A 15294-nucleotide genomic window follows, 5' to 3' on the forward strand; every position below is an offset into this window, starting at 1 on the left:
CTTGCTCCCGACATTGGCATTGACCAGTCGTCGAGAGGCGAGATTGTCGCATCTCTAACTGGCCCAACTGTCGCATTACTAAATAGCCTCTACATTATGACATTGCATAAGGGTTATTATGGAACTCGTCGCTGACGATGGACTCAACTCGTGTTGGTCGCATTCAATCCAACCAGTTCTCGACCTGCAAAGCGCGCACGCGCACGAACACTCCGAGGTTCGCCGTCACAAGAACTGCTCCCAAGGCGCAGGCATGGGCGGCAATGAAGAGGTCATTCGGATCGATAGGTTTGCCACAGGTCTCTAGTTCCGCCCGGATGACGCCATACTGGGCGTCGGCGGGCACATCCAGTGCTAGCACCAGGATACTCCCAAGGATGGCCTCGATCTGTGCGAGAAGTTTCGCCGATCCTTTTTTGGCGCAACCGTAGCGCAACTCAGATGCCGTGATGATGCTGACGCAGATTGCTTCCGGACCGACCTCAGCGATGCGTCGAGCGACAACGCCCCTCGGGTTTCGAGCAAGCTCGGACACGATATTGGTGTCCAGCATATAAAGGCTGGTCACAAGTCGATATCCTTCGCGGGAAGCAAGGTCTCGTCAACGTCAGGGAACTGATCTTCGGGTCCAAGCGGCTGCAAACCGGCGAGAACTTCCAGGAGGTTCTTGCGTCGATTGGGCACCCCAGCCCGGGATAGTCGCGCAAGCTTTCGATCTCCTGATCACCTCACCGTGGGTCATGGCAGCCATCCGAAGATGATTTCTCATCATCGACCGCAATTCGGCGAATGTGCGAAGTCCACAGTGTTGCGCCAGGCGCAAAACAGTCGTTTGAGATACTTCGCAAATGCGCGCGATCTCAGCCGCGCTTTCGAAGGCAACCATCTCCGGTCGTTCAATGACTTGTCTGGCAACCTGCTCAAGTCGATCGGGAAAGACAATCTGACGCCTCGCGATCAGAGATTTCAACTCCTCCAATGTCTGAGGAGGACCAACGTTAGCCTGCTTCATTGGCTTCTGCCTCTTGAGAGCGCTATCTGGGATCTGCGGGTCATGCCTAGCACCCGACGATCTGCGCAGGTTAGGCGGTGTGTCCGGTGCGAACCGATAACGCGTGAAACACTATCGGTTCGCACCCGTTCCCTTCCATCAATCGACCGTCATCGGTTTGCCGGTCTGCCAGCTCTTGGTTGCGGCTTCCGCGAGTTTCTGAGCTTGCAATCCGTCAAACCCGCTCGGCTGCGGCGACCGGTGGCCATTGTCGATCGCGTCGATGAAGGCATTGATCTCGTTGGCATAGGCCTGCGCGTAGCGCTCAAGGAAGAAATATTGGACAGGATCGCCGCTGACACCGCTCGCGTTGGAAAGCTCTACACTGGTTGCCTGGATATTCCGCGCCGCAAGCATGCCGGTAGCGCCATGGACTTCGATGCGTTGATCGTAGCCATAGGTTGCCCGGCGCGAATTGGTGATGACAGCGATTCGACCCGATGCTGTCTGCATCTGTACCGCGGCGGTGTCCACATCGCCCTCGGCCCCGATCGCTTTATCGACGAGAGACGATCCAAGCGCGTTTACCACGACGAATTCCTCGCCCATGAGGAAGCGAGCCATATCGAAGTCGTGGATCATCATGTCGCGGAACAGGCCGCCCGAGGATTTGACGTATTCGGCTGGCGGCGGGGCGGGATCACGGCTGGTGATGGTGACGATTTCGATGTCGCCGACATCGCCGCGACGCAGCCGCGCCTCCACACTGGCGAAATTGGGATCGAACCGGCGATTGAAACCGATCATAAGGGTGGAATTGTTCTTCTCGACAACGTCGAGGCAGGCATTGATGCGTTCGACCGACAAGGATACCGGCTTTTCGCAGAGGATCGCCTTGCCGGCCCTCGAAGCCGCCTCGATGAGATCGGCATGACTTGATGTCGGCGTTGCTATGAGGATCGCATCCACCGCCGGAGACTTGATGATATCCTCCATGTCAGCGACCTCGGCGCCCGTCTGGGCAGCAAGCGCCTCTGCCGTGGCCCTGAAGGTATCGGCCACATAAACGAGCTTTGCTTTCGGGTTCGCCGCGATGGTGGCGGCATGTACCTTGCCTATCCGGCCGGCGCCGATCACTCCAAACCTGATCATCGATATTTCTCCGTATCTGTAAGCGTTAACTGTCGGATCGTTCAAACCGTGAAGGCATCGCGGAAGCGGGCGAGCGCTGCCTCATCGTCGCCGGACGCCCAGGCCTCCATACCGATGGCGCCGCGATAGCCCATGTCCTTGAGCGCGCGTGCGATCATCTTGTAGTTGACCTCGCCAGTCCCTGGCTCGCAGCGGCCGGGCACATCGGCCACCTGGATTTCGCCGATCCAAGGCAGGCATTTGCGGCAAAGCTCGATCAGGTTTCCCTCGCCAATCTGGGCATGGTAGAGATCGAGATTAAGGCGGAGCCGCGGATGATCGACGCTTGAGACGAGCGCCAACGTGTCTTCGGCGCGCCCGAATGGCACGCCCGGATGATCGACCGGCAGGTTGAGGTTCTCGAGCGTGAAGGTAACGCCTTCTTCTTCGGCCATGTCGACGACACGGCAGAGGGTGTCGCGGGCCTTCAACCACATAGCGCCGGTCACGACTTCGACTGGATGGACCGGCAGGCCTCTATCTCCCAGGCCTGTGCCGTGCAGATTGAGCCTTTGCACGCCGAGCCGCCTACCGATCTGCGCCGTTTCACGTGCCGTCTTGAGAAGTTCGGCGGCACCTTCGTCGTCCGTCAGACGGCCGGAGAGATATCCGTTCATGATCGTGAAGGTCGCGCCGGTTGCTTCCAACTTGTTCAGATCGTGATCCGGCCAATTCCATAGACCAACGCCAAAACCCAATTCCTTAAGGCGGGAGGCCCGCCACTCGATCGCCTTGTCGCGCCAGAGCATTTCCGCACAGGCGGCGAGCGAAAATGTTGGCAAGTCTTCTCGTGATCGATCGTTCATGATCGTGTTCCATCGTTATTGCGTGAATGAAAGGCGTCGCTGTTCTGCAATAGTCGAGCACTGCCTGTGGTGTGACTGCAGGCTAGATCGTACCGCCGAGTTCTTCGGACAACTGCTGCAGCTCCTTGCCGCCGGCCATCAGGTTCTGGAGTTCGTCCATCGCGATGTTCGCTTTTGCGTATGTGCCAAGCGTTTGACCGCGGTTGAGGATGGTGAAACGGTCGGCCACCGCATAGGCGTGCCGGACATTGTGGGTAATAAAGATAACGCCCAATCCTTTCTGCCGGACTTGATGGATGTACTTCAACACCATTGATGTCTGAGCCACACCGAGCGCCGAGGTCGGCTCGTCCAGGATGAGGATCTTGGCGCCGAAATAGACGGCTCGTGCGATAGCCACGCACTGGCGTTCACCACCTGAAAGCGTGCCGACGGCCTGGTTGGGATCGCGGATATCGATGCCGATCTTTCGCATTTCCTCGCGCGTGACGTCATTGCAGTGATCGAAGTCGATATGACGGAATGGGAAGACGCCTCTGCGAGGTTCCCGCCCCATGAAGAAATTACGGGTGATCGACATCAGGGGGATCATCGCAAGATCCTGGTAGACGGTCGCGATCCCCGCATCGAGTGCATCCCGGGGGCTCCTGAAATCGACCGGCTTTCCCTCCACCCGGAACTCGCCGCCACTCGGGCGGACAACGCCGGATAGCGTCTTGATCAGCGTGGATTTGCCCGCGCCATTGTCTCCCAGTAGACAAAGCACTTCGCCAGCGGAGACTTGCATGGACACGCCGTTCAATGCGATCACCGAGCCGTAATGCTTGACGATATCGGTCACTTCGATGACCGGAGTTCGAGTGTTGACATCAACCATGATCAGCGCTCCCCGGTAACCTTGCGGCGAATGAAATTGTTGAAGAGCACGGCGAGCAACAGCATCGAGCCGAGGAACACCTGAAACCAGTCGGAGTCGAACTTGGTATAGGTCAGACCGATCGAAACCGAGCCGAAGATAATCGCACCGAAGAAGGCGCCGATCGCCGAGCCGTAGCCGCCGGTTAGCAGACATCCGCCGATGACGGCCGCGATGATGGCTTCGAATTCCTTTTGAAATCCGCGCCTGGCGTCGGTGGAACCAGCATCGAGTACGGTGATGATCGCGACGAGAGCTGCCGCACATGCCGTCAGCGCAAAGAGGCCGGTTTTAACCCTGTGAACCGGGACGCCCGAGTTCCTCGCCGCATTGGGATCGCCGCCGGCTGCAAAGACCCAGTTGCCGGTGCGCGTACGCAATAAGACCCAGGTCGCAAGCAGGGCAAGGGCTGCGAACCACAAGACGGAAACCGGAACGCCCGTGACCTTCGGCACGCCATTGGGGAACTTGTCGATCAGATCATGATCCGCAAGCCATAGGAAGGCACCCTTCAGGGCTTCGCCGGAGAAAATTCCAAGCAGCGGGCTGTCTTTGACATGGTCGCCGATGCCACGGAGCTGCGTCGAGCCACCGGTCGCCCATTTCAGGCCGACAAGCGTCAGACCGCGGAGAATAAAGAGGAACGCCAGCGTCACGATAAAGGATGGCAGACGCGTATGGATCACGATCTGTCCGTTGATCGCGCCCATGAAGGCGGCGAAAAGCATCGTCATGACGATGGCGACCGACAATGGCTGACCGAAGTTTGTCAGGATGACACCAAAGACCAGTCCAGCGAACGCGACCATAGAGCCGATCGAGAGATCGAACTCGCCGCCGATCATCAGGAGCGCGGCCGCGATAGCGAGGATCCCCAATTGCGAAGCCGGCGCCATGATCGTCATCACGCCCGACAGCGAAAACATTGTCGGGTCTGCGGTGAGAAAGAAAAATACGATGACGAGCACCAGGCCGGCCACGGCGCCAAGCTCGGGCCGGCGCATCAGTTGCGTCAGAAAGCCCACCTGCTTGATGCGCTCATCGGCTTTCGGCGCGACCGCCGCTTTCTGCTCAAGCGAAGCCATGATTCCTCCCTGTGAATGTAATCTAGCGCTTCATCTGCGCTGCCTCGCAGCGCGTTCCATCAAACCGAAGCCCCTCCCCGATAACGGGGAGGAACTTCGGGGAGGATGCCTTTCGGCAATCTCGGTCAGCGGATTCCCTTGGCGGAAAGATCGACTACCTGAGCGGCCTTTTCTTTGGTGATCAGGTTCGGACCGGAGGGGACGTTGCCACCTGGGATGAGCCCGTATTTGGCGCAGTTGGTCAGAAACACCACGGGCAAATAGCCCTGAAGGAATTGCTGCTGATCGATCGCGAAAGCGGCCTTGCCGTCTGCCACCGCTTTCAGAAAATCAGCCGAAAGGTCGAAGGTTGCCACCTTGATCTTGCCGGTCATGCCGACATCTTCGACGGCCGCCAACGCCGGCTCACCGGCTGTGCTGGCGCCGAGCGCCATAACGGTATCGACGGCCGAGTTGGAACTCAGCGCGGCCTTGACCTTCGCCCGAACATCGGCCGGATCGTTGCTGACAGGAAGCACCGTGACCTTGGCGCCGAATCCATCGGCAAAGCCCTTGCAACGTAGATCGAGCGAAACATTGCCGACTTCCTGGTTCACGCACAGGCCTTCCTTGCCGCCCAGCTCTTGCAGCTTCGCGCCGGCGGCTTTGCCGGCGGTATATTCGTCTTGCCCGACATGCAGAAGCGCTCCCAACTCTTTCGAAACATCGGAGCCGGAATTGATTGAGATGACTGGGATCCCCGCAGCGACGGCCTTCTTAATGGAAGGACCGAGCGCCGAGGCGTCCGGAATGGAGACGATCAGCCCATCGGGTTTCTGATTGACGGCAGCATCGATAAGCTGCCCCATCGACACCATGTCGAAAGTTTCCGGAGCACGATATTCCACACTGGCACCCATGTCCTTGGCCGCTGCGGTCACGCCGTTCTTGACGACGGACCAGAATGGATCGTTGGCTTGACCGTGAGTGACGGCAACGATGCGAATGTCGGCGGCAGCGGCAAGTGCCGAAGACGCGATGATCGCTGCCGCAAAGGCGGCGCCTGCGAAAAGTGATTTCAGACCAAATTTCATTTTACCCTCCCAAAAGGATCCACCGGGTGGATCTTCCCGATGCTACCGGTTGCAACTCCTTTTGCACCCGGTAGCAAGCTGGCCAAAATTACTTTATCCTCGACAAAAATCAAGCATCCATTCCATTTTTATTTTTTTATGGAATATTCATTCCAATCGAGGAGCGGAAAATGCGCAAGCGGGCGACGGCAAAAGAGGTGGCGGATGCCGCCGGCGTATCGAAATGGACGGTCATCCGCGCCTTCACTCCAGGTGCGTCCATTACAGATGCCAGCCGACAGAAGGTGCTTCAGGCGGCGGAGGCTCTGAATTACTCGCCCAACCTGCTTGCCCGCAGCCTTGCGACGAACGTCACGCACCAGGTCGCCGTCTTCGTTGACGACTTCGCCAACCCACATAAGCTCCCCGTTCTGGAGATGCTGACCGAGCGGCTGCAGGCGGAGGGTCTCCTGACCGTCCTGATCAATATCAATCGCCATTTCGATCACATTCATGCGTTGATCAACGCCGATCAGCGCCAGTTCGACGCCGTCATTCTGTTCGGAACCGCCTTTCGTGAGGAAACACTGGGTAGTCAACGGCTTGGCCCCGGTTTCCCGCCGATGTTCGTCCTTGCGCGAGATAGCCAAATCCCCGGCGTTCCCGCTGTCGCCTGCAATGCCGAACTGGCTCTGGGCGAAATTGTAAATTACCTGTTCGAGAAAGGGTATCGCCGTCCGGGCTTCATGACGGGAGGAAAGACCCTGTCGACCGCGCTCGGCCGACGGCATCACTATTTGAAATTCTGGCAGCGGAAGGGCGTCGATGGCGTTGTCGAGATGACTGCAGAGCGCTACAGCGCCGAGGCCGGTGCCAAGGTGGCGCGCGCCTATCTGAGCGCGACCTCCCCCTCCCCGCGCATCGATGTGCTGATGTGCGAGAACGACATTCTGGCGCTCGGCGCGATGGATGTGGCCCGCAGTGAATTCGGGCTTCGCGTGCCAGATGATCTGGCGATCGTCGGCTTCGACAATATCGAGCTCGGCGCCGCTCCCGCCTATCAGCTGACTTCTTACCAACAGCCTGCCGATGAGATGATCGACACCATGGTGGCAATGATCACGGGCAAGCGCGAAGCCGAAACAATTATTCTGCCCGGGCGTCTTGTGCAGAGATCATCGGCGTGAAATGCCCAATGCCGGCGTGCTTTCAACGGCATTCGACGCTGGCGCGATCGAGAAACCGGCGCTCAGGCCGGTGCCGAATATCTCTCGAGATTCCGCCTCAGGAGATCAAGCAGCGCATCTCGCTCCGGATCGCGGACGGCTTTCATCCAGGCCACAGCCAGCGGCAGTTTCGGCGTCGTCCGCCCTGCCCCCTCCTGAACCGGCAGAAAGCGGACGCCGGCTGAAGCAAGCGAGGATGTCCATCGCGGGACGACGGCGAGGCCGAGACCGGCGGCGACCATGCTGACGATGGTTTGTTTTTCATCGGCGACCTGGGTGATGTCGGGGTGCAGGCCGTCTGCGGCAAACAGGTTCATCGTCAAATCATAGCTGTGCGGCCTGGATCGCCTGTCCGGGACGATCAGCGGCGCGTTCGCCAGATCAAGGACAGAGACGCTCTTATGGTCGGCGAGTTCATGAGAGGCCGGGACTGCCACGACGGTCGTCTCGGAAAACAGATCCTCGACCGCCAGGTGACGGCTCATTCCCGAACGCGGCCTGATGAAAGCCAGATCCAACCCTCCGGCCAGCAGTTTGGGCACGAGCCGAATGGATTTGTCCTCCATCAGCTGGGTTTTGACATCGGGGGCGATTGCTCGAAAGTCGTGGATCAGTGTCGGAAGGAGGCCGGCGGCGGCGCTGTCAATCGCGCCGATCCGAAGGACGCGACTGCGCCGCTGCTGCTTGGCGCGAAATTTTTGACCGAGTTCATCGAGCCGGGCAAGAAGCGGCCTGACCTCTTCCAGAAGCGCTACGCCATCCTCGGTCAACGAGACGCTCCGGGTCGTGCGGCTCAGCAGTTGACTTCCGAGCGAGGCTTCCAGCAAGCGCACATGGCGCCCGAGCGATGCCGGAAGCAGCCCGATCCTTTGTGCCGCCCTTCCGAAGTGAAGCTCCTCGGCAACGGCGACGAAGCATCTCAACTGCTCCAGCTCCACAGGCAAGCCTCCTATTATATTCATATTTTATATAATTATTTCGCCGTTGAGTAAACCGAGAACGTGGCATTAGGCTTCAGCGTAGGCCTCATCAGGCAGGACTGGGAAGACGTTAGCGGAGCAAATCAATGCGTGAATATTCTATCGCGGCTATCCCTGCGGACGGGATCGGACCCGAGGTCATTGCTGCCGGGTGCACGGTGCTCGCAAGTCTGGAAAAACGTCTCGGCGACGTGAAGTTCGCCATCGAAAATTTTGACTGGGGTTCCGACTACTACAAAAGGCACGGCGTGATGATGCCGTCCGACGGGCTCGAGCGGCTGAAGAAATTCGACGCGATTTATTTCGGCGCCGTCGGCGCGCCGGATGTTCCCGACCACATCACCCTTTGGGGGCTCAGGCTGCCGATCTGCCAGGGCTTCGACCAATATGCCAATGTCCGGCCGACCAAGATCCTTCCAGGCATCACCCCTCCGCTGCGCAACTGCAGCGTCGGCGATCTCGACTGGGTGATCGTCCGCGAGAATTCCGAAGGCGAATATTCCGGCCATGGCGGCCGCGCCCATCGCGGCCTGCCCGAGGAAGTCGGGACCGAGGTTGCGATCTTCACGCGCGTCGGCGTCACCCGCATCATGCGCTACGCCTTCGAACTGGCGCAGGCGCGGCCGCGCAAATTGCTGACGGTCGTGACCAAATCGAATGCCCAGCGCCACGGCATGGTCATGTGGGACGAGATCGCCGCCGAGGTGGCTCAAGACTTTCCTGACGTCACCTGGGATAAGATGCTGGTCGACGCCATGACGGTGCGGATGACGCTGAAACCGCAGAGCCTCGACACGATCGTCGCGACCAACCTGCATGCCGATATCCTCTCCGACCTTGCCGGCGCGCTCGCCGGCAGCATCGGGGTTGCGCCCACGGCGAATATCGATCCGCAGCGCCGTTTTCCCTCGATGTTCGAACCTATCCATGGCTCGGCCTTCGACATCGCCGGCAAGGGTATCGCCAACCCTGTCGCGACCTTCTGGACCGCCGCGCAGATGCTCGACCATCTCGGCGAGCAGGAGGCCTCGGCTCGTCTCATGCGCGCCGTCGAATCGGTCACCGGCGCGGGCATCCTCACGCCCGACGTCGGCGGCACCGCCACGACCAAAGAGGTCACGGAGGCGGTCTGCGACGCGATCCATTCCTCCAATGTCTAGTCGCCGGCGGACGGCATAAAATGCTGTTGGAGGACGAGCCGCATGCCGTTCCTCCCTCAAAAACCCCGCGAAACGCGATCGACTCGCGTCTTCGATGTGGTAGTGTTGGGAAGGTAGCGGCACAATATGCTGCGGCGTTGGCCGATTCGACAGGCGGAGTGGAGCAATGAAACTCGACCGGATCGATATTAAAATTCTGCATGAATTGCAGAAGAATGGCCGTGTCACCAATGTCGAACTCGCCGAGCTCGTCAACCTGTCGCCGAGCCCCTGTCTGATGCGGGTGAAGAAGCTGCAGTCGGAAGGTTATATCGAGGGCTATTCCGCACAGATCAACGTCGCCAAACTCGGCCAGACGCTGACCGTTTTCACGGAGATCACTCTCAAGAACCACCGGCAGATCGATTTTGCCCGGTTTTTGACGACGGTCGAAAAGATCGACCAGGTGATCGAATGCCATCTCGTCTCCGGCGGCTACGACTATCTCCTGAAATTCGTGACGGCTGGGATCGGCGAATACCAGACGATCATGGAGCGGCTCTCCGACATGGAGATCGGCATCGACAAATATTTCAGCTTTGTCGTCCTGAAGTCGCCTATCGTCAAATCGCATATGCCATTGACGAGCCTGTTTCCGCTTTAGGTTTGGTGGTCGGCCCTGTCGGGCAGGTTGCCGCGGCAGGGGCCGGATGGGGCCGCACCAGCTTCAGGAGGTGGTGCGGCACAACTTATCACAATGCAGATGACAATGCAGATGAAGCCGCGGCCGGTCGCGCTCAGCCCTTCAGGGCCGCGCGTACATCGGGGTCGGCCAGAGTATCGTCCAGCGTTTTGCGCGTGCGCTCGATGATGGCGTCGATGTCGGCGTCGGTGCAGCAGAGCGGCGGCGCATAGCCGAGCACGCCATTGGCGAAGGCACGGATGACCAGGCCGTTTTCCCAGGCGCGGTCGAAGACCCGGCGCGCCGGATCGGCGGCGGCCGGCAGCGGCGTCTTCTTTTCCTTGTCGACCACCAGCTCGACGGCGGCCAGCATGCCGCGGCCGCGCACGTCGCCGACGAGCGGATGGTCCCTGAGGCCCTCAAGCCCGTGCATCAGCCGTGCACCGGCCTTCCGGCCGTTCTCCAGCAGGCTGGTTTCATAGAGGTTCAGCACTTCGAGGCCGACAGCGGCGCTGACGGGATGGGCCGAATAGGTATAGCCGTGGCCGACGGCTGCGCCGCCGGCGCCATCCGCGATGGCCTGGTAGACATGGTCGGCCATGAAGACCGCGCCCATCGGCACATAGGCCGACGTCAGACCCTTTGCGGTGGTGATGAAATCAGGAACGATCTCGTCCTCTTCGCAGGCGAAGAGCGGGCCGGTGCGGCCGAAAGCGGTGATCACTTCGTCGGCGACAAAGAGGATGCCGAGCTCGCTGCAGAGCGCGCGCATCGCCTTCATCCAGCCCTTCGGCGGCACCAGCACGCCGCCCGAACCCTGGATGGGTTCGGCATAAAAGGCGGCGACGCGCTCGGGGCCGATCTCTTCGACCTTGCGGCGCAGTGCCGCGAGGGACGCGTTGATAATCGCCTGCGGATCCTGGCCGACCGGATTGCGGTAGGCGTAGTGGGAGGGGATCTTGTGCTGCCAGTCGAAGGGAATGCCGAAGCCGGCGTGGAACAACGGAAGCGCCGTCAGTCCGGCCCCGACAGTCGATGAACCGTGATAGCCTTGCTCGATGGAGATGAACTGGTCGCGCTGCGGCTGGCCGCGGGCGATCCAGTAATAGCGGATGAACCGGATGGTGCTGTCGACGGCATCGGATCCGCCCAGGGTGAAGTAAACATGATTGAGATCGCCCGGGGCCCGTTCGGCCAATGCCGCGGCAAGCCGGATCGCCGGTTCCGAGCCGAGACCGAAATAGGTCGTCGCATAGGGCAGTTCGCGCATCTGCCGCGCCGCCGCCTCGACGATCGATTCATGGCCGTAACCGGCATTGACGCACCACAGGCCGGCAAAACCATCGACCAGCTGTTTGCCGGAAGCATCGGTCACCGTCGCGCCTTTGGCCGAAGCGAGCACGCGAACCCCGAGCTTTTCGTGATTGCGGTAGGAGGCGACAGGATGGACGAGATGGGCGCGGTCGAGTTCGACAAGGGAATTGCTGTACATGATATTCTCCGGATCAGCCGAGCGCCTGGTTGGCGAGGGCGAAGATGGTGGCGACGGCATCGGCGTCTGGAATCGATGGCCTCATCATGGCGATGCCGCCGCCGACATGGGCCAAGCCCAGTTCGGCCAACCAGTCGGACAGGCCGGCGGTAGCCGTGGTGTCGACCCTCAGAAAGGCGCCGGACCGCAGCGCGATGAAATGCGTAACGAGCGCTTTGGCGTCCTCCGGGTTGCCGGCAATGACGGGGCCGATGACCTCGCCGCGACCGAAGCTGCGAAGGACGGCAAAACCGGTGACCCGTCCGTTGCGGCGGACCACAGCGAGTTCGCCGACCTTTGCGAGATAGGCGATCAGATCGGCGCGATCGGCGCCGAAGGCCTGTCGATCGAGTTCGGTGATCGCGGAGAAATCGGTCATGGCGGCCGCCGAGGTGGCCTTTGGCGCCACGACCTCGCCGGCGATGCCCTGGTGCTGCAGAATACGGCCGGTCTGGCGGAAGCCGAGCTTCTCGTAGAGGGGAAGGCCGTCGGCGGTCGCTACAAGCCGGAGCGGGCGATCGCCGGCAAGCTCCATTGCGGCATGCATGAGCCTGCGGCCAAGACCGCGGCCGCGCATGGCTTCATCGACGATGACCATGTTGATCGTGGCGCAGTCCTGCTTGTAGGGGGTGACGAGCACGGTGCCCACCACCGTATCGTCCTCGATGGCGACGACGCCCTCGCTCAAGGCAAGCGCCATCTCCCAGTCCTCGGGCCGATGGGGCCAGCCCGCCTGCCGCGACAGGTTGAGGGCGGCACCCAGGTGTTCGCTGCCGAAAGCGGCAAAGTCGATCTGGCTTGTCTGCATGACACTTCCCTTATTCTCCTGAGTGGAAGTGTGAAGGAGTGCGGGTTGGCTAATCGTCTGAAGGCTGCACCCTGAGCGGTATCTTATCGTTTTCCCTTTGTCGCCCGCCGCATCTTATGCTGGCATGCGGGCGTCCCCGGGCGGATCGCGAACAACATCCGCTGCACGCCGGCAAGCCGGGCGAGTGAGTGCGCGGGCCGATCAAATGAACAGGTACAAGAGAGGACGATATGGCCATCCTCCCCGTCGTTCGGCCGCCGCAAGCGGGCGGGACATCCACAACCATCTGCCAAAGCCGCCTTTCGATACGCAATAATCTGCTTCGATCGCCGCCACATTCAGGCGAGCCGGGGGGCGGGCCGCGTCTATCATGACTTCAAATGCCCCGATCCACCCTCCAAAGGATATGTCCATGACCCTCTCGCGTCCGAAATACATCACCTTCGACTGCTACGGCACGCTGACCAACTTCCAGATGGCGGAAGCGGCGCGCGACCTTTACAGCGATCAGCTCGACGAGCCGCGCATGGCGGAGTTCGTCCGCAACTTCGCCGCCTATCGCCTCGACGAGGTTCTGGGCGACTGGAAGCCCTATGCCGAGGTCGTTCACAATTCGATCGAGCGCAGCTGCAAACGCAACGGCATCAAGTTCAGGGAGGAAGACGCCCGCACGGTCTATGAGCGCGTGCCGACCTGGGGTCCGCATGCGGATGTGCCGGCCGGCCTTGCGAAGGTCGCCAAGGAGATTCCGCTGGTGATCCTGTCGAACGCCATGAATTCGCAGATCATGTCGAATGTCGAAAAGCTCGGCGCGCCCTTCCATGCGGTCTACACGGCCGAACAGGCGAAGGCCTACAAGCCGCGCCTGCAGGCCTTCGAATATATGTTCGATATGCTCGGCTGCGCCCCCGAGGATGTCGTGCACTGCTCCTCGTCATTCCGCTATGACCATATGTCGGCCAACGATATCGGCATCAAGAACAAGGTGTGGGTCAACCGCCGTCATGAGCCCGCCAACCCGTTCTATGGTTATGTCGAGATCGCCGACATTTCCGGCCTGCCGGGCGTTTTCGGTCTCTGAACCGAACGAGCAAAAGCGCGGGCGTTTTCGCCCGCGCTTTTTTGTCCTTGCTCGCCGACCGAAGCCGAGGGATTGCCAACGCCCGTGTGTCGCGATGGCTGCAAAAAAATGGCGCACCGCGTGCGCCACATTGCTGTAATCGCTTCAGGCTCAGCTCAGCCCGCCGATGTGGAAGCTCTTCATCTCGAGATATTCCTCGATGCCAGCCTGCGCCCCCTCGCGCCCGAGGCCGGACTGCTTGACGCCGCCGAAGGGGGCGACTTCGGTGGAGATCGCGCCGGTGTTGAGGCCGATCATGCCGAACTCGAGGGCTTCGCCGACACGCCAGGAGCGCTTCAGGCTTTCGGTGTAGAAATAGGCAGCCAGGCCGAAGGGCGTGCCGTTGGCGATTGCGATCGCCTCGTCTTCCGTCTCGAAGCGGAAGAGCGGGGCAACCGGGCCGAAGGTTTCTTCGCTGGCAAGCAGCATATCGGTCGTCGCGCCGGTCAGCACCATCGGCGCGGCGTATTGCGAGCCCGCCGCCACGGAGCCGCCCCGTGCGGCGATCTTGGCGCCTTTGGCCACGGCGTCGTCGACATGGCGGGTGATCTTCTCGATCGCCGCCGTGTTGATCATCGGGCCGATGACATTGCCGGGTTCCGTTCCCGGACCGACCTTCATGGCGCTGACGCGGGCGCCGAGCTTTTCGGCGAAGGCATCATAGACCCCGGCCTGCACCAGGATGCGGTTGGCGCAGACGCAGGTCTGGCCGCCGTTGCGGAACTTGGACAGGATTGCGCCTTCGACCGCGAGATCGAGATCGGCGTCATCAAAAACGATGAACGGCGCATTGCCGCCGAGTTCGAGCGAGAGCCGCTTGACGCTGTCGGCGGCGCCGCGCATCAGCAGCGAGCCGATCCGGGTCGAGCCGGTGAAGGAGATCTTGCGCACCGTCGCGTTTTCCATGAACTCGTTGCCGATCTCCGTCGGCATACCGGTAACGATATTGATCACGCCTGCCGGAATGCCGGCGCGCTCGGCAAGGACACCCATGGCGAGCGCCGAATAGGGGGTGAACTCCGAAGGCTTGACGACAACCGTGCAGCCGGCCGCCAGGGCGGGCGCCACCTTTCGGGTGATCATCGCGATCGGGAAATTCCAGGGTGTCACGATGGCGCAGACGCCGACCGCTTCCTTGAGCACGATGATGCGGCGATCCGGCGTCGGCGAGGGAATGGTGTGGCCGCCGATGCGGCGGGCCTCTTCGGCAAACCATTTGACGAAGGAAGCGCCGTAACGGACCTCGGCACGCGCTTCATCGAGAGGCTTGCCCTGTTCAAGCGTGATGAGCAGCGCGAGATCCTCGCAATTTTCGATCATCAGGGCATGCCAGCGCTCGAGTAGAAGCGCACGCTGGGCATGCGTCCTCTTCTTCCACAAGGTGAAAGCGGCCTGGGCTGCGTCGATCGCCGCGCGGGTCTCGGTGGTTCCCATATCGGGAACAATGCCAAGGTTCGCCTGGGTGGCCGGATTGACGACGCTCACCGTCTTGCCCGAGGATGCACGCGACCAGATCCCGTCGATCAGGCCGGCCTGCTGGAAAAGGTCTTTGTCTTTCAACTCAAGCATATCGTTTTCCTCTCTGACCATTGGTCGTCGGCTGCAAGAGCCACCGTGATGATGAATTTCGTCCCGCGCCGCGATCGCAGCCCTCGACGTGATCCTGAGCTGAGCTTAGCGAAACAGGGGAAGCAGCATGCGTCGACTGCGGGTCGCAGAGCGGTGGAAAATAACGTTTTTGGGCGACGCGACAGACATCTTCGGCTG

14 protein-coding genes and 2 pseudogenes are annotated in these 15294 nt (G+C 60.7%); 4 read left to right on the forward strand and 12 right to left on the reverse strand.

Translation table 11 applies throughout. The features are described from left to right. Nucleotides 1-163 precede the first annotated feature (163 nt). The 8 genes and pseudogenes from BBJ66_RS28720 to BBJ66_RS28750 all read right to left on the reverse strand — a co-directional run bounded on the left by BBJ66_RS28720 (nucleotide 164) and on the right by BBJ66_RS28750 (nucleotide 6062). Entirely contained in the window at nucleotides 164-568 is a 405-nt protein-coding gene (locus tag BBJ66_RS28720) for a type II toxin-antitoxin system VapC family toxin (RefSeq protein ID WP_071091934.1), read from the reverse strand. Then, nucleotides 565-681 (reverse strand): annotated as a pseudogene (locus tag BBJ66_RS35545) (AbrB/MazE/SpoVT family DNA-binding domain-containing protein); the annotation flags it as partial. The pseudogene BBJ66_RS35545 and the gene BBJ66_RS28720, both read right to left, overlap by 4 nt. Before the next feature lie 52 nt (nucleotides 682-733). Next, nucleotides 734-1012 (reverse strand): annotated as a pseudogene (locus BBJ66_RS35550) (MurR/RpiR family transcriptional regulator); the annotation flags it as partial. Between the two features lie 138 nt (nucleotides 1013-1150). Beyond that, nucleotides 1151-2143, reverse strand: coding sequence for an inositol 2-dehydrogenase (gene iolG, locus BBJ66_RS28730; protein ID WP_071091937.1), 993 nt, complete (start codon nucleotides 2141-2143; stop codon nucleotides 1151-1153). A 41-nt stretch (nucleotides 2144-2184) separates the two neighbouring features. After that, a complete protein-coding gene (locus tag BBJ66_RS28735) occupies nucleotides 2185-2988 on the reverse strand; it encodes a TIM barrel protein (RefSeq protein WP_071091940.1) in 804 nt (267 codons plus the stop codon). A gap of 82 nt (nucleotides 2989-3070) precedes the next feature. Next, the gene (locus BBJ66_RS28740) at nucleotides 3071-3865 is read right to left on the reverse strand and encodes an ATP-binding cassette domain-containing protein (protein WP_071091942.1); all 795 of its coding nucleotides are present in this window, start codon (nucleotides 3863-3865) and stop codon (nucleotides 3071-3073) included. Between the two features lie 2 nt (nucleotides 3866-3867). Then, nucleotides 3868-4989: an ABC transporter permease gene (locus BBJ66_RS28745; RefSeq protein ID WP_071091945.1), complete on the reverse strand. Its 1122-nt coding sequence runs from the start codon at nucleotides 4987-4989 to the stop codon at nucleotides 3868-3870. A 125-nt stretch (nucleotides 4990-5114) separates the two neighbouring features. Further along, nucleotides 5115-6062, reverse strand: coding sequence for a sugar ABC transporter substrate-binding protein (locus BBJ66_RS28750; protein WP_071091948.1), 948 nt, complete (start codon nucleotides 6060-6062; stop codon nucleotides 5115-5117). A gap of 170 nt (nucleotides 6063-6232) precedes the next feature. Here BBJ66_RS28750 and BBJ66_RS28755 point away from each other — a divergent pair, with 170 nt between their 5' ends. Beyond that, nucleotides 6233-7228: a LacI family DNA-binding transcriptional regulator gene (locus BBJ66_RS28755; protein ID WP_071091951.1), complete on the forward strand. Its 996-nt coding sequence runs from the start codon at nucleotides 6233-6235 to the stop codon at nucleotides 7226-7228. Between the two features lie 62 nt (nucleotides 7229-7290). Here BBJ66_RS28755 and BBJ66_RS28760 read toward each other — a convergent pair whose 3' ends face one another. Further along, on the reverse strand, nucleotides 7291-8205 hold the full coding sequence (locus BBJ66_RS28760; protein WP_071091954.1) for a LysR family transcriptional regulator: 915 nt from the start codon (nucleotides 8203-8205) through the stop codon (nucleotides 7291-7293). A gap of 128 nt (nucleotides 8206-8333) precedes the next feature. Here BBJ66_RS28760 and BBJ66_RS28765 point away from each other — a divergent pair, with 128 nt between their 5' ends. Together BBJ66_RS28765 and BBJ66_RS28770 are read left to right on the forward strand one after the other, a co-directional pair. Then, nucleotides 8334-9407, forward strand: a complete 1074-nt coding sequence (locus BBJ66_RS28765; RefSeq protein WP_071091955.1) for a tartrate dehydrogenase — start codon at nucleotides 8334-8336, stop codon at nucleotides 9405-9407. A 166-nt stretch (nucleotides 9408-9573) separates the two neighbouring features. Continuing rightward, a complete protein-coding gene (locus BBJ66_RS28770; RefSeq protein WP_003577877.1) occupies nucleotides 9574-10050 on the forward strand; it encodes an Lrp/AsnC family transcriptional regulator in 477 nt (158 codons plus the stop codon). Between the two features lie 133 nt (nucleotides 10051-10183). On the opposite strand, the gene BBJ66_RS28775 is transcribed toward BBJ66_RS28770, so the two are convergent. Beyond that, nucleotides 10184-11560 carry an aspartate aminotransferase family protein gene (locus BBJ66_RS28775; RefSeq protein WP_071091958.1) on the reverse strand — a complete coding sequence of 459 codons (1377 nt, stop codon included), beginning with the start codon at nucleotides 11558-11560 and terminating at the stop codon, nucleotides 10184-10186. A gap of 13 nt (nucleotides 11561-11573) precedes the next feature. Beyond that, on the reverse strand, nucleotides 11574-12407 hold the full coding sequence (locus tag BBJ66_RS28780) for a GNAT family N-acetyltransferase (RefSeq protein WP_071091961.1): 834 nt from the start codon (nucleotides 12405-12407) through the stop codon (nucleotides 11574-11576). Nucleotides 12408-12819: 412 nt separating this feature from the next. Here BBJ66_RS28780 and BBJ66_RS28785 point away from each other — a divergent pair, with 412 nt between their 5' ends. Continuing rightward, nucleotides 12820-13488 carry a haloacid dehalogenase type II gene (locus BBJ66_RS28785; RefSeq protein WP_071091964.1) on the forward strand — a complete coding sequence of 223 codons (669 nt, stop codon included), beginning with the start codon at nucleotides 12820-12822 and terminating at the stop codon, nucleotides 13486-13488. 150 nt (nucleotides 13489-13638) lie between these two features. Here the strand turns inward: BBJ66_RS28785 and BBJ66_RS28790 are convergent, their stop codons facing one another. After that, on the reverse strand, nucleotides 13639-15096 hold the full coding sequence (locus BBJ66_RS28790; protein WP_071091967.1) for an NAD-dependent succinate-semialdehyde dehydrogenase: 1458 nt from the start codon (nucleotides 15094-15096) through the stop codon (nucleotides 13639-13641). Between the last annotated feature and the right edge of the window lie 198 nt (nucleotides 15097-15294).

Source organism: Rhizobium sp. RSm-3 (genome assembly GCF_001854685.1).
Lineage (GTDB): Bacteria > Pseudomonadota > Alphaproteobacteria > Rhizobiales > Rhizobiaceae > Rhizobium > Rhizobium ecuadorense.